The sequence below is a fragment of the Pseudoxanthomonas sp. LjRoot125 genome (assembly GCF_964252705.1).
GTDB lineage: Bacteria > Pseudomonadota > Gammaproteobacteria > Xanthomonadales > Xanthomonadaceae > Pseudoxanthomonas_A.
In genome coordinates this window covers 178,203-195,048 of the sequence record NZ_CAXUOY020000003.1, presented here as the reverse complement: position 1 = coordinate 195,048, position 16,846 = coordinate 178,203, and the positions used below count along the sequence as shown (strand labels likewise).

The window sequence follows — 16,846 nt, the reverse complement described above, 5'->3', positions numbered from 1 at the left end:
CGGCGTGTGCGTCCACCTTCGACGCGCCGCCGTATAGGCCGCGTGAAGCCCGCTCCGTGCCGTTCAGTCGCAGTTTTCCCTGCGGTGCCGGCCTCAGTCGCGCATCAGCGTGGACTTGCCGAACAGGCTCTCCACCAGGTCCACCGTGAGCTTGGCGGTGCGGTTGCGCCGGTCCAGCACGGGGTTGAGTTCGACGATGTCCAGCGACCCCATCAGGCCGGTGTCGGCGATCATCTCCATCACCAGCTGCGCTTCGCGATAGTTGGGGCCGCCCGGCACGGTGGTGCCCACGCCCGGCGCGATGCTGGGGTCGAGGAAGTCCACGTCGAAGCTGACGTGCAGGTGGGTGTCGGCATCGACGCCCTCCAGCGCGGCTTCGACGGTGCGCTTCATGCCGACCTCGTCGATGTAGCGCATGTCGTACACATCGACCTTGTGGTCCTTGATCAGCTTCTTCTCTTCGGGATCGACCGAGCGGATGCCGATCTGCCGGACCATCGACGGCGTGATCGCCGGCGAATCGCCCCCGAGTTTCGTCAATGCATCAGGACCGATGCCGCACAGGCATGCCACGGGCATGCCATGGATGTTGCCCGACGGCGTGACCTCGCTGGTGTTGAAGTCCGAATGCGCGTCCAGCCACAGCACGCGCAACGTCTTGCCGGCCTGGCGGCAATGCCGCGCAACGGCGGTGATCGACCCCATCGCCAGGCAATGGTCGCCGCCCATCATGATCGGCAACCGGCCACTGGCCAGTTCCGCGGCGGTCGCGTCCATCACGGCGCGGTTCCAGGCCACCACTTCATCGAGGTGGCGATATCCCGCGACCGGTCCGGTCCACGGATTGGCCGGCCCCTGCACGTTGCCGGTGTCGACGACATCCACCCCGCGCGCGAGCAAGGCCTCGCCCAGGCCAGCGATGCGGAGCGCGTCGGGCCCCATGCGGGCGCCGCGATGGCCGGCACCGACGTCGGTGGGCACGCCGATCAGGGACACGGGAGGAAAGGCTCGACTCATGGGCACACCTTGCGGAAACAGGCGCACAGTCTATGCCGATGGCGATGACGGCCCTGTGGCATCGCAGCACGCGGGGTGCGGCACGGGGGCGCAGGAGTGGTGCCGCTTATCCGAATCGAACGGATGACCTACCGCTTACAAGGCGGTTGCTCTACCAGCTGAGCTAAAGCGGCGTGGGCGGCAATTCTAGCGCAGCGCCGTGCATTCGAGCGGTTGCGGCGGCGCGCTCGACGCACGCCGCGCCAATGCAGCGGGGTCCGCACCCTCGGCCGCACCCGTATCCAGCCACCACAGGCTCGGACCTGCGCGACCCACCGGTTGCAGTTGCGCGGTGAAGCCGCCCGCCTGCAGTTCGGCGATACGGCGCTCGGCCGCATCGCGGCTGCGGTAGCGGCCCAGCGCGATGCCGTTGGCCTGGTCGCCCTGGCGCACGACGAGGAAGTCATCGAAACCCGCGGCGCCGATGCGCGCCGCGGTGGCCTGCGCCTCTTCCAGCGACGCGGCGGGCGGCATCACGACCTGGTAGCCACTGGCGCTGGCGCCCGGTGCTTCCCGCAACCGCGAGCGCAGCAGGTCTGCGCCGAGCGCGTCGCGCGCCTGGATGGCCGCGGCCTCGCTGGTGAACGGGCCCAGGCTGAAACACACGGCGGGCGCGGGCGGCACAAGGGTGGGGGCGGGCGACGCAGGCAAGGGTGCGGCCGGCGCCTCCTCGCCCACCAATTGCAGGCGTGCCACGCCTGCCGGCAACGCCGGCGGCGGTTCGGGGGCGGGGGCGGGTCGGGTGAGCCACCAGGCGGCGGCGCCCAGGTTCAGCACCACCAACAGGACGATCAGGGCACGGATCAGCATGCGTCGATTCTAGCCAGCCCGGCTCAGTCGTCGATACCGGCACGGGCCCAGCGCGCGAGGCCTTCCAGCACCAGCGCTGGGGCATGCACGGCATCCGGAAGCCCGGGACGCAGGGCTGCGGCGCCACCTCCATGCAGCAGCAGCGCCGGTGGTGAACCGAGCAGGTCCGTCGCCCGCGCGAGGCTTCGCTCGACCAGCCCCAACGCGGCGCCCTCGCAGCCGGAGGCGAGCGCGTGGGGCGTATCGGTCGCGAACTCGGTGTAGTCGCCGCCCTGCGCCGGCAGTTGTGCGGCGGCCTGTTCGAGCGCCGCCCGCATCAGCGTCGGCGAGGGTGCGATGCGCCCGCCATGGTGCAGGCCCCGCGCATCCAGCAGGTCCACGGTGATCGCGGTGCCCACGCCGACCACCAGCCATGCCTGCGCGCCGCGCGCACGCGCTGCGAGCAGTGCCAGGAAGCGATCCACGCCCAGTCGCGCCGGATCGGCGTAGGCGATGCGCACACCCGCCAACGAGGACTGCGTCCGGGCGATCGAAACCGCGCCGAACCGGGTGGTCAACCACTCCACCACGGCGGCCGTACGCGCGGACGAGGCGACGCTCGCCAGCGCGGCCGATGCGGAACGCGTCGGCGCCAACGCCAAGGCTGCATCCAGCGCGGTCGCGATCCCGTCCCCATCGTGGGCGACGGCGATGACCTCACCGAGACTGCCATCGGCGCGCAGCGGCGCGGCCTTCAAGCGGCTGTTGCCCACGTCGAACACCCATTCCGTCATGTCGCCCTCACGCTGACGTCCCCGGCATGCACCTGCCGGCGTTCCTTGCCGATCCTCACCTGCAAGGCGCCATCCGCGCCAATGCCATCGGCGATGCCCTGCTCGTCGCCCTGTGGCCCGTGCACGGTGACCGCACGACCCGAGAGCACATCGAGCACGGCATAGCGCGCCAGGAACGGCGCCAGGCCATCGGCATCGAAGAGATCCAGTGCGGGCAGCAATGCATCCAGCACGCGGGCGGCCATCGCATTGCGCGATGGCGCATCACCATCACCCAACCTGGCCAGGTCGGTCCACGCCTGTTCGATGCCTCCGGCAGCGGCATCCGGCATGCGCACGTTGAGGCCGATGCCGATCACCGCGCGCACGGGCCCGCCGTGTTCGCCCCCGCCTTCGACGAGGATGCCGCCGAGCTTGCGATCGCCGGCCAGCAGATCGTTGGGCCATTTCACGCCGACGCTCTCGTAGCCCGCCTGTCGCATTGCCTCGGCGACGGCCACGCCCACCACCAGGCTGAGGCCACCCAGGCGCGCCAATCCACCGGAGAACTGCCGCGACACAGAGAGATACAGGTTCGCCGCGATCGGCGATGCCCAGTACCGTCCGCGCCGGCCACGCCCACCGGTCTGTTGCTCGGCGAGCACGACATCGGCGCCCTGCGCGGGCGCCTTCCGGCGCAGCAGTTCGCTGTTGGTCGAATCCAGCGACCATGCGACTTCGAGCGCCGACACCGAGGCGACGTACCGCATCCGTGCACGGATAAGGTCCGCCTCCAGCAGTTCGACCGGCACCGCCAAGGCATAACCGCGACCCGGCTGCGCATCGATACGCACGCCGCCCTCGCGCAGGGCCTCGATGCGCTTCCACACGGCCGCACGCGTCTGCCCCACGGCACGCGCGAGCGCGTCGCCAGACACCGGGCCTTGCGAAAGGCGCAGCAGCAGATCGCGTTCGCCCGTCATGCGCGCCGACGCCAGAAACGCACGCGCTCGAAGCGCGACTCCGTGCCCGCACGCAGGCGATGCACGTTGGCGCGATGGGTGAACAGCACCAGCAGCGCCGCGGCCGCCGCGAACAGCTGCGTCGCGCCATCCGCGCGCAGCCAGAGGGCCAGCGGCAGCAGGCACGCCGTCGCGATGATCGAGGCCAGTCCCACATAACCGGTGGCGACGAGCACGCACACCCAGACCAGGAACAACGGCAACAACGCGACCGGCCAGAGGATCGCGACGCCACCCAGCAGCGTGCCGACGCCCTTGCCGCCGCGGAACCCATGCCACAGCGGCCACACGTGACCCAACGCGGCCGCGAACACCGCCAGCCACGCCACCGCGCGCACGGGCAGCGCGCCATCCACCGGCGCGAACCGCAGCGCGAGCCACGCCGCCAGCGCGCCCTTGCCGATGTCGATCAGTACCACGCCGAGCGCGAACTTCGCGCCCTGGGTGCGGAAGGCATTGGTGCCGCCGGCGTTGCCGCTGCCCTGGGTGCGGATATCCACGCCGCGCAGCCGGCCCAGGGTCAGGCTGCCCGACACCGAGCCGAGCAGATAAGCGGATACGAGAAGGAAGAGGGAGACGAGCATCGCCCCATTATGGGCCACGGCCGGTGCGTCTCAGTCGGCCTGCGCTGGCTGCACCGCGACGATCAACGCGCCCTGCCCGGCGTGCGCACCGATGGCCGCACCGGTGTCCACCAGGCGGTCTTCCGAGATATCCAAGCGTGCGCGCAGCGCCACCAGCAGGCGGTCGGCTTCCGGTCGCGCATCGCAGTGACCCACGATCAGGCGCCAGCGTTGGCCCTGAGGGAGTGCACGCGCAACGCGGCGCGCGAACGCTTCGGGCGCCCGCGCACGCGTGAGCAACAGCCCCGCCACGGTCATACGACCGTCCACGCTCATCTTCGCCATCGGCGTCAACGCGGTCAGTCGGGCGATCGGTGCGGCCCAGCGGGGAATGCGTCCGCCGCGTACCGCGTGCGAGATGTCTGGCGCGATCGCCCACATCCGGGTAAGCGGGCGGAGGCGTTCGAGTTCCGCCACCACATCGCTCTCCTCCTGGCCCCGTGCGGCGAGTTCCGCTGCGCGCCAGACGAGTAGCGCCTGCCCGCATGCCGCATTGATGGTGTCGAACACGCGCACGCGTGCCCCGGGGTCGCGTGCCGCCGCATGCTCGCCCGATTGCAGCGTGCCGGACAGTGCGCGCGACAGGCCGACGTACAGCACGCGCGCATGGTGGGCGAGCGAGAGTTCGAACTGCCGGCGGAAATCCCCCGGCGGCGGCTGGCTGGTGCGCGGCAATTGCCGTGAAGCCGCCATTCGCCGGTAGAACTCGGCCGTGGACAGCCCCACTTTGTCCAGGTAGTCGCGACCATCCAGATCCACGCGTGCCGGCACCACGCCGATGGCGAAACGCTCGCCGATGTCCTCGGGCAGGTCGGCGGCGCTGTCGGTGACGATCACCAGTGGTTGCGTCAGTGCGGCGGCGGCTTGCTGGCGCACCATGTCGTCCGCCTTCATGCCTTCGACCTGCCCTTGCTCCGCGCAGGCATCGAACAACGCCTGCGGCGACCCCGTATGCGCGTGCACGCGCAACCGCGACGCGCCACCCGCGATCACGATGGAGTCCGCGCCCGCCGCTTCCAACGCCGTACGGAGGCGGTCCCGGTCCAGTCCCTGACCCAACAGCAGGCATTCGGTGCACCAGCGGCGCGCCGGATCGATGTCATGGTCATGGCCGACCGGCTCCGGCGCGTCGTTCGCGGCCGGCGGCGCGCTGCCACGCATGCGCACCGCGCGCGGTCCGCCCTCGACGAATTCGGCGATGCCTTCCAGCAGGTCGACAAAGCCCTGCGCGCCGGCATCCACCACGCCAGCGCGTTGCAGGAGCGCCATCTGCCGCGGCGTGTCGGCCAGCGCGCGACGCGCGCGGTCCAGCGCACGGGCGAAGCCGCTGCGCGCGTCGGCCGGTGCATCGCGATCGCCAGCGGCGGCATCCAGTTCGTCGGCGAACGCGGTGATGACGCTGAGGATGGTGCCCTCCACCGGCTGCGCCAGCGCCTGGCGCGCGCTTTGCGCCCCCTGGCGGACAGCGGCGGCGAGGGATCGGGCATCGAGTTCCGGGAGGGTCCGGACGCGCTCCGCGACGCCGTACAGGAACTGCGCGAGGATCGCGCCCGAGTTGCCGCGCGCGCCGTCGATGGCGTCGTTGCCGACCTGGCTCAGCAGGTCACCGGCGTGCTGGCTGGGCCGCGACAGCGCCCCGTGCAGCACGCTCCCCAGGGTGGAGGCGAGGTTGTTGCCGGTATCGCCGTCCGCCACCGGGAACACGTTGATCCGGTTCAGGCCGTCACGGGCGGCGATGACGCGCCGGGCCCCTGCGATCAGCGCCAGGCGCAGGGCGGGAGCGGTGAGTGGGCGGTCAGGCGGGGCGGGCATGGGGCGCCAGTCTGCCGCAACCGGCGCCGCTTACCTGCTGCGTCGCAGCAGTCGGTCGGCAGGTTCCCTCGTTCCGTCGCCGTGTATCGGCGTTTCGTCGCACGGCGCCCCCGGCCCGTGCCGGGAAGGGGTCTTTCCGGCTATAGTCGGCGACGTCATCTGGCCGCCGTAACCGACCGACAGGAGTCTACCGATGCTTCGCGCCAGCCTTGCCCTGCTGCTCCTCGGTGCCTCGGCGGCCGTGTTCGCCCAGAACGGCCGCGCGATCTCCAATGGCAACGCCACGGTCTGCCAGGACGTCGCCGACCGCGCGGTTGCAGACCGTCCGGGCGATGCCGTGCCGACGGCGACGGATGCACGCCGCGCGCGCGCGACCGCCGTGCGCAGCAAGTACGCCGCACCGACCGCATTGACCCCGCCCGCCTCGCGCGGTGGCGGCGATGACGACGAGACCCCCCTGCCGCGCAGCCGCGGCTCCAAGTGGCACAGCTTCCTGCCGGGCATGTTCCGCTGACGCGGACTGCGCCGACCCGTGATTGGACTGTTGCGCCGCTTGCGGCGCCCCGCCCCCTTCATTGAAGACGCCCTGTGGCACGCGGTCCGCATGGATACCGCCTGGGCCGCCGCGCTGGATGATGCGCGCGCGGCTCGCCTGCGCGCGCTGACCGCGCGTTTCCTGCACGAGAAGACCATTACGCCGTTGGCCGGCCTGAAACTGGACGATGCGCAGCGCGTGCAACTCGCCGCGCTGTGCAGCCTGCCGTTGCTGGAGTTCGGCGAAACCGGCCTGCGCGGCTGGTCGCAGCTGATCGTCTACCCCGATGCTTTCCGCGTGCAGCGCACGCACACCGATGCCGCCGGCGTGCTGCACGAGTGGGAAGACGATCTGTCCGGCGAAGCCTGGGACCAGGGCCCGTTGATCCTCTCCTGGGCCGACGTGCAGGCCGACCTCGCCGAACCCGATGCAGGCTTCTGTGTGGCCGTGCATGAAATGGCGCACAAACTGGATGTGCTCGACGGCGAACTGGATGGCACGCCGCCGCTCCCCCGCGAGTGGCACGCGCGGTGGGCACGCGACTTCCAGCGTGCGTACGACGATTTCTGCATGCAGGTGGACCTGGGGCGCGAGACCGCGCTGGACCCCTACGCTGCGGAAGCGCCGGAAGAGTTCTTCGCCGTCACGACCGAGTACCACTTCTCGGCACCGGACGTACTGGCGGAATCGCTGCCGACGGTGGCAGAACACCTGCACCGCTTCTACGGTCCGTCGCCGTTCGCCCAGCGCTAACGCTACAGCCCCGGCGGCAACCGCACTTCAAAGCGCGCACCGCCCAGTTCTTCCGAGCGCGACACCTGCAGTTCGCCGCGGTAGTCGCGGATCAGGTCCTGCACGATCGACAGGCCGATGCCGTGACCCTGCACGCGCTCGTCGCCGCGCACACCCCGCTGCAGCACCTTCGCTACATCGTCTTCGGCGATGCCCGGACCGTCGTCGTCCACGGCGAGGAACAGGCCCGGCCGACGCTGCGGCGCGGTCGCGCCCACCTTCACCGTGAGCAGCACGCGTGAGCGCGCCCACTTGAAAGCGTTCTCCAGCAGGTTGCCCATCAACTCCTGCAGATCGCCCGTTTCGCCGTGGAAGCGCGCGCGTGGATCGATTTCGAATTCGCAGATCACGCCCTTGACCGCGTAAACCTTCTCCAGGCCCCGCACGATCTCTTCCGCATGCGGCTCGAGCGGCACCGGTGCGGAAAACAGCTTGTGGCCGCTCGATGCCGCGCGCGCCAGCTGGTACGACACCAGGTTGTTCATGCGTTTGAGCTGCACGTCGAGCTCATCGCGCAACGCAGCGGGGTCGGCGTTGTTGTCCATCTGCGTGCGGAGCACGGCGATCGGCGTCTTCAGGCTGTGCGCCAGGTCGGCCAGCGTGTTGCGCTGGCGCTCGAGGTTCTCGCGTTCGCTTTCGATGAAGGCGTTGATGCTGTCGGTCAACGGCTCCAGTTCGCGCGGGTGGCTCTCGGTCATGCCCGAGGCCTCGCCCCGCTGCACGCGGCTCAGTTCGAAGATCACGCGCCGTAGCGGACGCAGGCTCCAGCGCAGCACCAGCATCTGCAGCAGCAGCAGGATCACACCCGCGCCGCCCAGATAGACCCATAGCGAACCGCGGAACACGCGGATCTGCGCACTCAGCGCCTGTGCGTCTTCGAGGATGTAGATGCTGTAAGGGATTTCGCCGTGCTGGTGGGTAGCCGGCCATGCGTAGCCCACGCCATAACGGTAGGCCTCGCTTTCGGTGCCGTCGGCGCGCCGGATCGGCAATGGGCCTTCGAAAGACTCGTCCAGCGCACCCAACAGCTGAGGCGTGGGAAGCTCGGGGCCCAACGTGGAGTTGGAGCCCCACGGCGCAGTGCCTTGCAGCACCACCTGCGCGTACATGCCGCTGTCGGGCATGTCGAAGCGCGGGTCGGGCGTGTTGTAAGGCGGGATCAGCGTGCCGTTGCGGCCGAACTCCACCTTGTCGGTGTAGTACAGCGCATAGCTCTTCAAACGCTGGCGCAGGTTGTCCTGGGCGGTATCGACGAACGCCCGGTCCAGGGCCCAACCGGCGAGCGCCAGGAAGGCGAGCAGCGCGAGACTGGCGGCCAGCAGCTGGCGCGCGCGCAGCGAGCGCGGGCGCCAGCCGTCGAACCGGTCACGGCCGACGGGCGCGGGCGGCGTACCGCCGGAAGGTGGCGCGGGCATTCAAGTACAGGCGATGCCAGCGCGGCGCATCAGGCCTCGCCGGTGCGCGGGATGGCGAAGCGGTAGCCGCGGCCGCGCACGGTCTCGATCGGCTTCAGTTCGCCTTCTGGGTCCAGCTTCTTGCGCAGGCGGCCGATGAAGACTTCGAGCACGTTGGAGTCGCGGTCGAAATCCTGCTGGTAGATGTGCTCGGTCAGGTCGGCCTTCGAGACCAGCTCGCCGGCATGCATCATCAGGTACTCGAGCACCTTGTACTCGTAGCTGGTCAGGTCGACGTTGCTGCCGTTGACGCTCACCGTCTGCGCAGCCAGATCCAGCGCGACCGGACCGCACTCGAGCGTCGGCTTGCTCCATCCCGCGGCGCGGCGCAGCAGCGCGTTGACGCGCGCCAGCAGCTCTTCGACATGGAACGGCTTGACCAAATAGTCGTCCGCGCCCTGCTTCAGGCCCTCGACCTTGTCCTGCCAGCTGCTGCGAGCAGTCAGGATCAGCACGGGGAATTTCTTGCCCTCGTCGCGCAGCGCCTTGATCAGCTCCATGCCCGACATCTTCGGCAGGCCCAGGTCGATGATGCCCACGTCGAACGGCACTTCGCGCCCCATGTACAGGCCTTCCTCGCCGTCCTGGGCCGCGTCCACCGCGAAGCCTTCGCGCTTGAGGCGCGCAGCAAGGGTTTCACGCAGTGGGGCTTCGTCTTCGACCAGCAGGATACGCATGGACTCTCCTTGGGAATGCGGCGCGGCGTGGGCCGCGCGGGACGTGCTCGTGTTGAGCCGTGATTCTACGTAAGACTACGGGCGCGGGGGGTTATCGCCGCGTGCAGGCTGGCTGCCATCGCGCGGACGTGACGGGGCATCGGCACCGCGACGCGAGGGACCCGCATCGTCCATCGTGCGCACGCGGCCACGATCATCGACGTACTTCACCCGGTTGATCTCGCGACCGTCGTACTGCATGCGCTCCACGCTCAGCACCTGTCCGCCGGTCTCGTTGCGCACGCGGCGCACGGAGTCGGACATCGAGCTGCGATGGCCGCGATCCTCGGCCCGCTGGGCGCCGCGCTCGCGCGACGGCGGCGCGTTGCCGCGGCCCTGATCGTCCTGCGCCAGCACCACGGAGGTGCCCGCCAGGGCGATGAGCCCGGACATGGCAAAAGCGGCAAGCGTGGATGAACGAAATCGCATAACGGAATCGTAACGGATACGGGGCCGCGAAACTGAACGAAACCCGAAACCGCCTCTGTGGAATGGAGGCAGAGTTTTGGCCCGCGGCAGTGAATCCGTTCTGAATTTATCCACAGCCCGAGGGGCCCCATTCAGCCAGCTGAATGGTCAGAAAATCTCGGCCACACAACATCTTAGCGATCCACCGCCGGCCTCGATGGCCTCCAGGGGCACACTTCGGATGGCAAAGCCCGCCACCTCTTCCAGCTGACGGCGAGCGCCAGCCGTCAGGCCCTCGTGCGCCCGGCGGCTCATCCAGACAGACCGATCGGTCAGTGCGATCGCATTGCCGGCGAAGGCGGCCTGCTCGGCCGGCGACAGCGCCACCACCCGCGGGCCATACAGCGCGTGCAGGGCGGTGGAGATGTCGCCCTGCAGCGCATGCGGACAGACCAGGGCCGCCCGGCCGGCCAGCACCGCCAGCAGCACGTTGGTGTGGTACTCGCCCGCCGCCAGGTCGAACATCAACGTGGCGCGCAATCCGAAGGCTGCATGCATCTGCGCCGCGCCGGCCTCGTCGCAGCGCTCGGACAGGCCACAGAAGCCGATGCCGCGCGCGCGGTCGATGACCAGTGCGCCGGTCAGCTCACCGGGGCTGGGCTGGGCAGACAGATCGGTCTCGGCGTAGCCCATCGCGTTGAAGTAGCCGCGGATGTCCGCCCGCGCTGCTTCCCGCTGGCGCACCGGATGCCGCATGCGCCCGACGATCAGGCGCGGCTGGCCATCGACCCGTGCGGTGGCGAACACGTTGTTCGGGAAGACGGCGTCGGGCGTCGCTTCGTCGCCCGGAAAGCAGATCACCGGCACGTCCTGCGACAGCGCGCGATGCAGCGCATGGTGCTCGCGCAGGGCCGCCTCCGCATCGAACGCGCCGGCATCGGCCATGTAGCGGTTGTCCTGCGCGGATTGGTCCGCGCGCACGAAGCCATCCGGCGACACGAGGAACGCCGCGCGCGCCGTCGCCGGGCCGAAGTCCGCCTGCAACGTGCGCGCAAAGGCGATGAAGGCGTCGATGTCGCGCGTGATCATCGCTCAGGCCGCCGGCCGCAGTTCACGCACGGTCGCCGCCAGCGCCTGCTCCACCAGCGACCAGTCCGCACCAGGCTTGTGCGCGCCTTCGCTGAGGATCTGCCGGAACGCGCGCCCACCCTGCTGCGCATGGAACAGCCCCAGCACGTGGCGGGTCAGGTGCTTCAGCGCCACGCCCTTCGCCAGCTGCGCTTCGACGTACGGGCGCCATGCACGCAGCAGATCGGTACGCGGACGCAGCTCGCCTCCGAACAGCGTCGCCTGCATTTCGTGCAGCGCATAGGGCTCGTGGTACGCGGCGCGACCGATCATCACGCCATCGCTGTGCTGCAGGTGCTCGTGCACCTGCGCCGTCGTGGTGATGCCGCCATTGATCGCCACCGTCAGCGCCGGCCGCTCGCGCTTGAGCCGGTAGGCCCAGTCGTAACGCAGCGGGGGGATCTCGCGATTTTCCTTTGGCGACAGCCCTTGCAGCCACGCCTTGCGCGCATGCACGAAGAACGTGTCGCAACCGGTCGCCGCCACCGTATCGATGAAGGCGAGGAAGAGGTCGTAGTCCTCCTGCTCGTCCACGCCGAGGCGGCACTTCACCGTCACCGGAATGCTCACGGCCTCGATCATCGCCGCCACGCACTCGGACACCAGCGCAGGCTCCTTCATCAGGCAGGCGCCGAAGCGCCCCGCCTGCACGCGGTCCGACGGGCAGCCGACGTTGAGGTTCACCTCGTCGTAGCCCCAGTCCTGCGCGATGCGCGCGGCCTGCGCCAGGTGCGCCGGCTCGCTGCCGCCCAGCTGCACCGCCACGGGATGCTCACCCGCATCGAACCCCAGCAAGCGATCGCGGTCGCCATGGATCACCGCCTGCGCGTGCACCATCTCGGTGTACAGACGCGCATTCGGCGCCAGCAGCCGGTGGAACACGCGGCAATGCGTGTCCGTCCAATCCATCATCGGAGCGACGGACAGGCGCAGGGCTTCGTGGGGAATCGGGGGGGACGTCATGCCGCCATTGTAACGTGGGGCCCTGGAGCGCATCCCGGCGCCAACAAAAGGCTTACCGCCGTACGAAGCAGGCAAGGCTTGCTGCTATTCGCGTCGATGATCCTGACATCCCCATCGACGATGGACCCGGCCGGCGGCAACGAACGACGCGCCCAGCGTTGCACAGGCCTGCAGCAAGCCGGCCATGGCGACCACAATGACCGCCGATGCATGGCGATTCAACAGGCTAACTTTGCTTGAGTCGCACGCTGGCGCGGGTCACCCGCGTGCGCGCAGATCGCGCTCCACGCACGCGGTTTGGATACAGGTATCCGACACCGATCAAACATCCATCAAATGTCCCCGGGTTGCCGCGCGACGCTCCAGACGTGCGTGGTCAAGGGCGCGTTACCTAGGCTCTGGCACGCCGACGGGCCGCACGTCCTCTCGAAAGGTGTAGGAGCGCTGCCCATCGTCGAGAACCAGGGTCCGCACGGAGGCCTCGCGCGAGACGTCGAACCTCATTCCCGCGACGCTCGGAGAGATGGACTCCAGCGCGTCGCCTTCGCCGAGGACGGCGGCCACTTCGGTGCTCCAGCCGCCGAAGTCGAACAACGTCCTGCCGCCCTCGGTCTTGACATCGATACGCCCAAGGGTCGGGTGCGAGTACGTTGATGCCAGGGAAGCCAGAAGAAGGGGGGCGATGGGGCTTTGCAGGCGACGACGGTGCTCCTCGCGCGCCTCCTTCATCTGGGAAGGGATCTCCCGCAAGGCGGCCTGCGCGCCCTGGTCGACATCGAACAGCAGTTCCAGGAAGCGATCCGACAGGACGCTCCTCAGTTGGGCACCCGCATCGGCATTGGCGAGCAGCACGTAGCCGGCGCCGATGTCCGGGAGCCAGAAGACCTCCGCCTGGTAGCCCGCCATGCTCCCACCATGTACTGCCTGGAGGATGCCGAGGCGACGATCCGTCTTGATCCCCATGGCGTACCACTGGTCCACGCCACCGCGTGCCACCTGGCTCTTCAAGCGTTCGTGCAGCGCCTCGTTACCGATGTATCGCCCGCCTCCTGGCAGTTGCCCGGCGGCCAGCTCCATCTGCAGGTAGCGAACCAGATCATTGATGGTGCTCCACGCGCCGCCATCCGGACGCATCGGTATCGACATCCGGTTGTACCCCATCGGGACCGGCTCGGTGACACCATTGAAGTTGACGCCATGAGGCGACGCGAAGTTCCCCGAGAGCGCGACATCGAAGTCGAACGTCGTCGATGACATGCCCAGCGGATCCAGCACGCGCTCCTGCATCGTCAGGTCGTAGGCGCGATCCAGCGGAAGCTCGGGATGCGCCACATGCGCACCCAGATAGCCCGCGGACACGGCCATGAGATTGGAGTACTGATAGAGCTCCCCCGGCTTCGCCGTGGGCTTGATCGTGGCCAGCACCTCGAGCACCTGGTTGGGACCCATCTCATCGCCGGAGAAGATCCCCTCCATGTCCTGGGCCGGGATGCCTGTGCATGCGCAAAGCAGATGCCGGACCTGGACCCGCTGGCGCAGCAGCGGATCGCCCACGCGGAACTGGGGCAACGCGTCCATCGCGGGCGTGTCCCAGCGGAGCTTCCCTTCGTCCACCAGCTTCGCCAGCATCAGGGATGTCAGTGGCTTGGTGACCGAAGCGGTAAGGAATCGCGTCGCCCCATCCACCGCGTCAGGGTGGCCCTTCCGCCGAACTCCAAAGCCGCCCGAGAACTTGACCTCGCCGTCCTGCACGATGCCGAGCGCCAAGCCGGGAATCTCCAGCGCGATGCGCGCTTCTTCGACGAACCGCGCGAGCGTCGCGGTTCTGGCGCGATCGAGTTCCCGGGGCTTCTTCCCAACCAGCGTCTCGGGCACGAAGCCGGGCGCCCGGATGCTGGTCAGGATGCGGGTGAACTGCGCTTCCCTGCGATCCATCACGTCAGCCGCGACGTCCATGATCACTACCGCATGCACCGCGCCATCCTGCAGCACTTGCGCGCGCAGGATGTGCCCGCCTGCTTTTCCGCTGTCGTAGTTGTAGCTGCGCACCGCTTTCCAGCCACCGCGAACGGGACGTTCTCTCTGTGATCGCGGCACGGGCACGGCGGATGATGAGTACTGTCGCCACGCGGCGGCCAATGCTTGATCCGGCGAACCGGCCGTGATGTCCAGCAGCGCCACCGATGCGTCGACTCCCGGCGCCTTCAAGACCACCAGGTTTCCCCGCTTCTCGGCCTCCCAGCCGGCGGGCGTTATGAAGGTCACGCCCGAATCCGTCTTGTTCCACGCATCCTCCTGGAAGAACGCGCCATCGGCGGGCGTCGCCGCCTGGGTGACGCTACTCAGCGACTGAAGACAAACGAAAACCAGGGTGGCTCGCAGCCACCAGTCGAACCGCTTCATTCATGACCTCTGGACTACTCAGTTGATGTTGATGACGCCTCGCCAAGCTTCTGGTCCTCGAGATCTGCGGAATCGCTCCACTGGAAGTCCCTGCCGACCGTCGCCACAAAAACTATCTAATTAGTTTTATAAAGCCTGCCGCGCCCCGGCACGCTTGTCAACTATAGATTTAGTTATCAAGTTCGATGGCCGTGTCAGCCGTGAGGAACCCCGGCGTCTTCACTACTTTCTCCAGGGGCTGGGAGGTCTGCGCAGCTGCCCTTGCGTATCAACGATATAACTAGTTGACACCCCTGCAGACGCATGCTCCGATACATCCGCTGCTTGCACGTAGGAACGTCATGGCCCGACCCGTCTCCCCCACACCGACAAAGTCCGAGCAGGCGATCCTTGAGGTCCTTTGGGAGAAGGGCGAGGCGTCGGTGCGCGAGGTCGCGGACGAGCTGTCGAAGCAGAAGCCTCTTGCGTACACCACGGTGCTGACCATGTTCAGCATCCTGGCCAAGAAAGGCTTCGTCGTTCACCGCCAGGAGGGGCGCGCCTTCATCTACCGCGCGAAGATCACGCGCGAGCAGGCCCGCAATCAGGCGCTGGATCATCTCTTGACCCAGTTCTTCGACGGCTCGCCGAACCTGCTGGCGCAACACCTGCTGAATCAGGACGGTGTCGATCGCACAGAACTGAAGGCGCTGCGCGAGAAGGTCGAGAGAGCGAAGCTCAGGAGGAGCACATGAATTCCATCGACATCGTGCTGCGGTTCGCCGCCCAGCACGCCTTCATCAGCCTCGTCCTGTTCGCTGTCGCGCTGCTGTTGGTGCGGGTACGTCCACTCAGCGCCGAACGCCGATCCTGGCTGCTCCTGTCCACCCTCGCGCTGGCGTTACTGCTGCCGTTTGCCTCGCTCCTTCCAGGCGGGCTGGATGCGACGCGTGCAGATGCCGCCGCCACCACTCCCATCGTGCTGCTGCCCGAAGAAGGAGCGCGCATGGATGAAGCGGTCTACGACGCAGGCCGGCAGCCGGACATGATGTACATGGAGATCCCACGCTCCTACGGGACGCTCCTGGTGTTGGTGTGGATGCTGGGCGTCCTGTGGCAATGGATGCGCCTGGTCGAGAGTGCGCGCCAGTCGCGTCGCCTGTGCCGATACGCGCAACGCGATCCTGCGCTGGAGACGTCGCTGGCAGCCGTAATGCCCCGTGATGTCGATGTTCTGGCGACGGCCACCGATGGCCCCATGGTCATCGGGCTGTTCCGCCCGCGCATCCTGATCCCGCGCGTGCTGATCGATCGCCTCTCGGCGGATGCACTGGAAGACATCGTCCGCCACGAGCTTGCGCACATCAGGCGTGGGGATCTTTGGTGGACCACGGTGACGCGCGCTGCGGCCGCCCTGTTCTGGTGGAACCCGTTCCTGCACGCCATCACTGCACGCCTCGACCTCGCACGCGAACTCGCGTGCGATGCGAGGGCCGTCCAAGGCAGCGCGAGGGATGCCGACTATGCCGACTCGCTCCTGACCAGCGCCGAGATCTTGTCGCAGGCGGATGATCGGCGCGATTGGCTGGCTGTCGGCATGTTCGGCAAACGCAGCCACCTCGCGCGCCGTATCGATGGGCTGCTTGTCGGGACATCCGGCGCCGCGTCGTCGCAACGCAAAGCAGCGATGGCGTTCTGTGCGCTGCTGCTGGTCGCGTGCGCGGGCCTGGCGATCGCGGCCGTACCCCGCATCACACTGCCGGACAGGGGCGGCGCGGAGCCGGAGGCACGCGTCATCGCGCTGCTGGCCGCGGCGCGCGCGGGCCAGACTGGCGAGGTGCGTCAGTTGGTGCAGGCCGGTGCGGATGTCGATGCGCGGGTGCTCGACGAAGGCACACCGCTCATCCAAGCGGTGCGTTCGCGCAACCTGGACACCGTCGATGTGCTTCTCGGGCTGGGAGCCGATCCCGACAGGGCTTCGCTTGGCGAGGGAAATCCGCTGATCGTCGCGTCCCGACTCGGGCTGCAGCCGGTGGTCGAACGCCTGGTCGACGCCGGCGCGGACGTCAATCGCGTGGTGACCTACGACGAAACACCGCTGATCAATGCCGCACGCGCCGGCCATCTGCCGACGGTCCGCTATCTCGTACGGCATGGCGCCAACGTCAACCTCGGCGTGGAAGCGGACGGCTGGCTGGGGCGCTGGCGCACGCCGTTGAACCAGGCCAAGGATCCCGCCATGCGCGCGTATCTGATCGAGCAAGGCGCCACTGCCGGACGGCACTGACCGCGATCAGCGCACCTTCCAGCCATAACCGGAAAAGCGAAGATTGCGCACAAGACGGTCCGCAAAAGGCCAAGTGTCGGCTCCTATTGTTCGAGCAGGGTCGTGG

Annotated in this window: 15 protein-coding genes, 1 tRNA gene and 1 pseudogene; 4 read left to right on the top strand and 13 right to left on the bottom strand. The window is 68.4% G+C overall.

The window, feature by feature from the left end; translation table 11 throughout:
• Nucleotides 1–93: 93 nt before the first annotated feature.
• From rocF to ACSION_RS17870, 7 genes are all read right to left on the bottom strand, one after another.
• Nucleotides 94–1,017: an arginase gene (rocF, locus tag ACSION_RS17900; RefSeq protein WP_435307126.1), complete on the bottom strand. Its 924-nt coding sequence runs from the start codon at nt 1,015–1,017 to the stop codon at nt 94–96.
• Between the two features lie 97 nt (nt 1,018–1,114).
• Nucleotides 1,115–1,190 (bottom strand) — tRNA-Thr (locus tag ACSION_RS17895).
• A 13-nt stretch (nt 1,191–1,203) separates the two neighbouring features.
• Complete coding sequence (locus ACSION_RS17890) at nt 1,204–1,866, bottom strand: SPOR domain-containing protein (RefSeq protein ID WP_435307125.1); 663 nt, start codon at nt 1,864–1,866, stop codon at nt 1,204–1,206.
• 23 nt (nt 1,867–1,889) lie between these two features.
• Nucleotides 1,890–2,639: a type III pantothenate kinase gene (locus ACSION_RS17885; protein ID WP_435307124.1), complete on the bottom strand. Its 750-nt coding sequence runs from the start codon at nt 2,637–2,639 to the stop codon at nt 1,890–1,892.
• Entirely contained in the window at nt 2,636–3,601 is a 966-nt protein-coding gene (gene birA, locus ACSION_RS17880) for a bifunctional biotin--[acetyl-CoA-carboxylase] ligase/biotin operon repressor BirA (protein WP_435307123.1), read from the bottom strand. The genes ACSION_RS17885 and birA overlap by 4 nt, the downstream gene beginning before the upstream one ends.
• The gene (plsY, locus tag ACSION_RS17875; RefSeq protein WP_435307122.1) at nt 3,598–4,224 is read right to left on the bottom strand and encodes a glycerol-3-phosphate 1-O-acyltransferase PlsY; all 627 of its coding nucleotides are present in this window, start codon (nt 4,222–4,224) and stop codon (nt 3,598–3,600) included. Before plsY ends, birA begins: the two co-directional genes overlap by 4 nt.
• 30 nt (nt 4,225–4,254) lie before the next feature.
• Complete coding sequence (locus tag ACSION_RS17870; protein ID WP_435307121.1) at nt 4,255–6,075, bottom strand: DegV family protein; 1,821 nt, start codon at nt 6,073–6,075, stop codon at nt 4,255–4,257.
• A gap of 193 nt (nt 6,076–6,268) precedes the next feature.
• On the opposite strand from ACSION_RS17870, the gene ACSION_RS17865 reads away from it, so the two are divergent.
• Nucleotides 6,269–6,589: a hypothetical protein gene (locus ACSION_RS17865; protein WP_093488072.1), complete on the top strand. Its 321-nt coding sequence runs from the start codon at nt 6,269–6,271 to the stop codon at nt 6,587–6,589.
• Nucleotides 6,556–7,363, top strand: a pseudogene (locus ACSION_RS17860) (zinc-dependent peptidase). The gene ACSION_RS17865 and the pseudogene ACSION_RS17860 overlap by 34 nt, the downstream one beginning before the upstream one ends.
• 2 nt (nt 7,364–7,365) lie before the next feature.
• On the opposite strand, the gene ACSION_RS17855 reads toward ACSION_RS17860, so the two are convergent.
• The 6 genes from ACSION_RS17855 to ACSION_RS17830 form a co-directional block, all read right to left on the bottom strand.
• Nucleotides 7,366–8,817: an ATP-binding protein gene (locus tag ACSION_RS17855; RefSeq protein ID WP_435307120.1), complete on the bottom strand. Its 1,452-nt coding sequence runs from the start codon at nt 8,815–8,817 to the stop codon at nt 7,366–7,368.
• 29 nt (nt 8,818–8,846) lie between these two features.
• Nucleotides 8,847–9,533, bottom strand: a complete 687-nt coding sequence (locus ACSION_RS17850; RefSeq protein ID WP_056879339.1) for a response regulator transcription factor — start codon at nt 9,531–9,533, stop codon at nt 8,847–8,849.
• A 75-nt stretch (nt 9,534–9,608) separates the two neighbouring features.
• A complete protein-coding gene (locus ACSION_RS17845) occupies nt 9,609–9,965 on the bottom strand; it encodes a hypothetical protein (protein WP_435307119.1) in 357 nt (118 codons plus the stop codon).
• 183 nt (nt 9,966–10,148) lie between these two features.
• Nucleotides 10,149–11,069, bottom strand: coding sequence for an arginine deiminase-related protein (locus ACSION_RS17840; protein ID WP_435307118.1), 921 nt, complete (start codon nt 11,067–11,069; stop codon nt 10,149–10,151).
• Between the two features lie 3 nt (nt 11,070–11,072).
• Complete coding sequence (gene dusA, locus ACSION_RS17835; protein ID WP_435307117.1) at nt 11,073–12,071, bottom strand: tRNA dihydrouridine(20/20a) synthase DusA; 999 nt, start codon at nt 12,069–12,071, stop codon at nt 11,073–11,075.
• A 387-nt stretch (nt 12,072–12,458) separates the two neighbouring features.
• On the bottom strand, nt 12,459–14,474 hold the full coding sequence (locus tag ACSION_RS17830; RefSeq protein ID WP_435307116.1) for a serine hydrolase domain-containing protein: 2,016 nt from the start codon (nt 14,472–14,474) through the stop codon (nt 12,459–12,461).
• Between the two features lie 341 nt (nt 14,475–14,815).
• Here ACSION_RS17830 and ACSION_RS17825 point away from each other — a divergent pair, with 341 nt between their 5' ends.
• Nucleotides 14,816–15,208, top strand: a complete 393-nt coding sequence (locus ACSION_RS17825; RefSeq protein ID WP_435307115.1) for a BlaI/MecI/CopY family transcriptional regulator — start codon at nt 14,816–14,818, stop codon at nt 15,206–15,208.
• The gene (locus tag ACSION_RS17820; protein ID WP_435307114.1) at nt 15,205–16,740 is read left to right on the top strand and encodes a M56 family metallopeptidase; all 1,536 of its coding nucleotides are present in this window, start codon (nt 15,205–15,207) and stop codon (nt 16,738–16,740) included. Before ACSION_RS17825 ends, ACSION_RS17820 begins: the two co-directional genes overlap by 4 nt.
• The last annotated feature ends 106 nt before the right edge of the window (nt 16,741–16,846 follow it).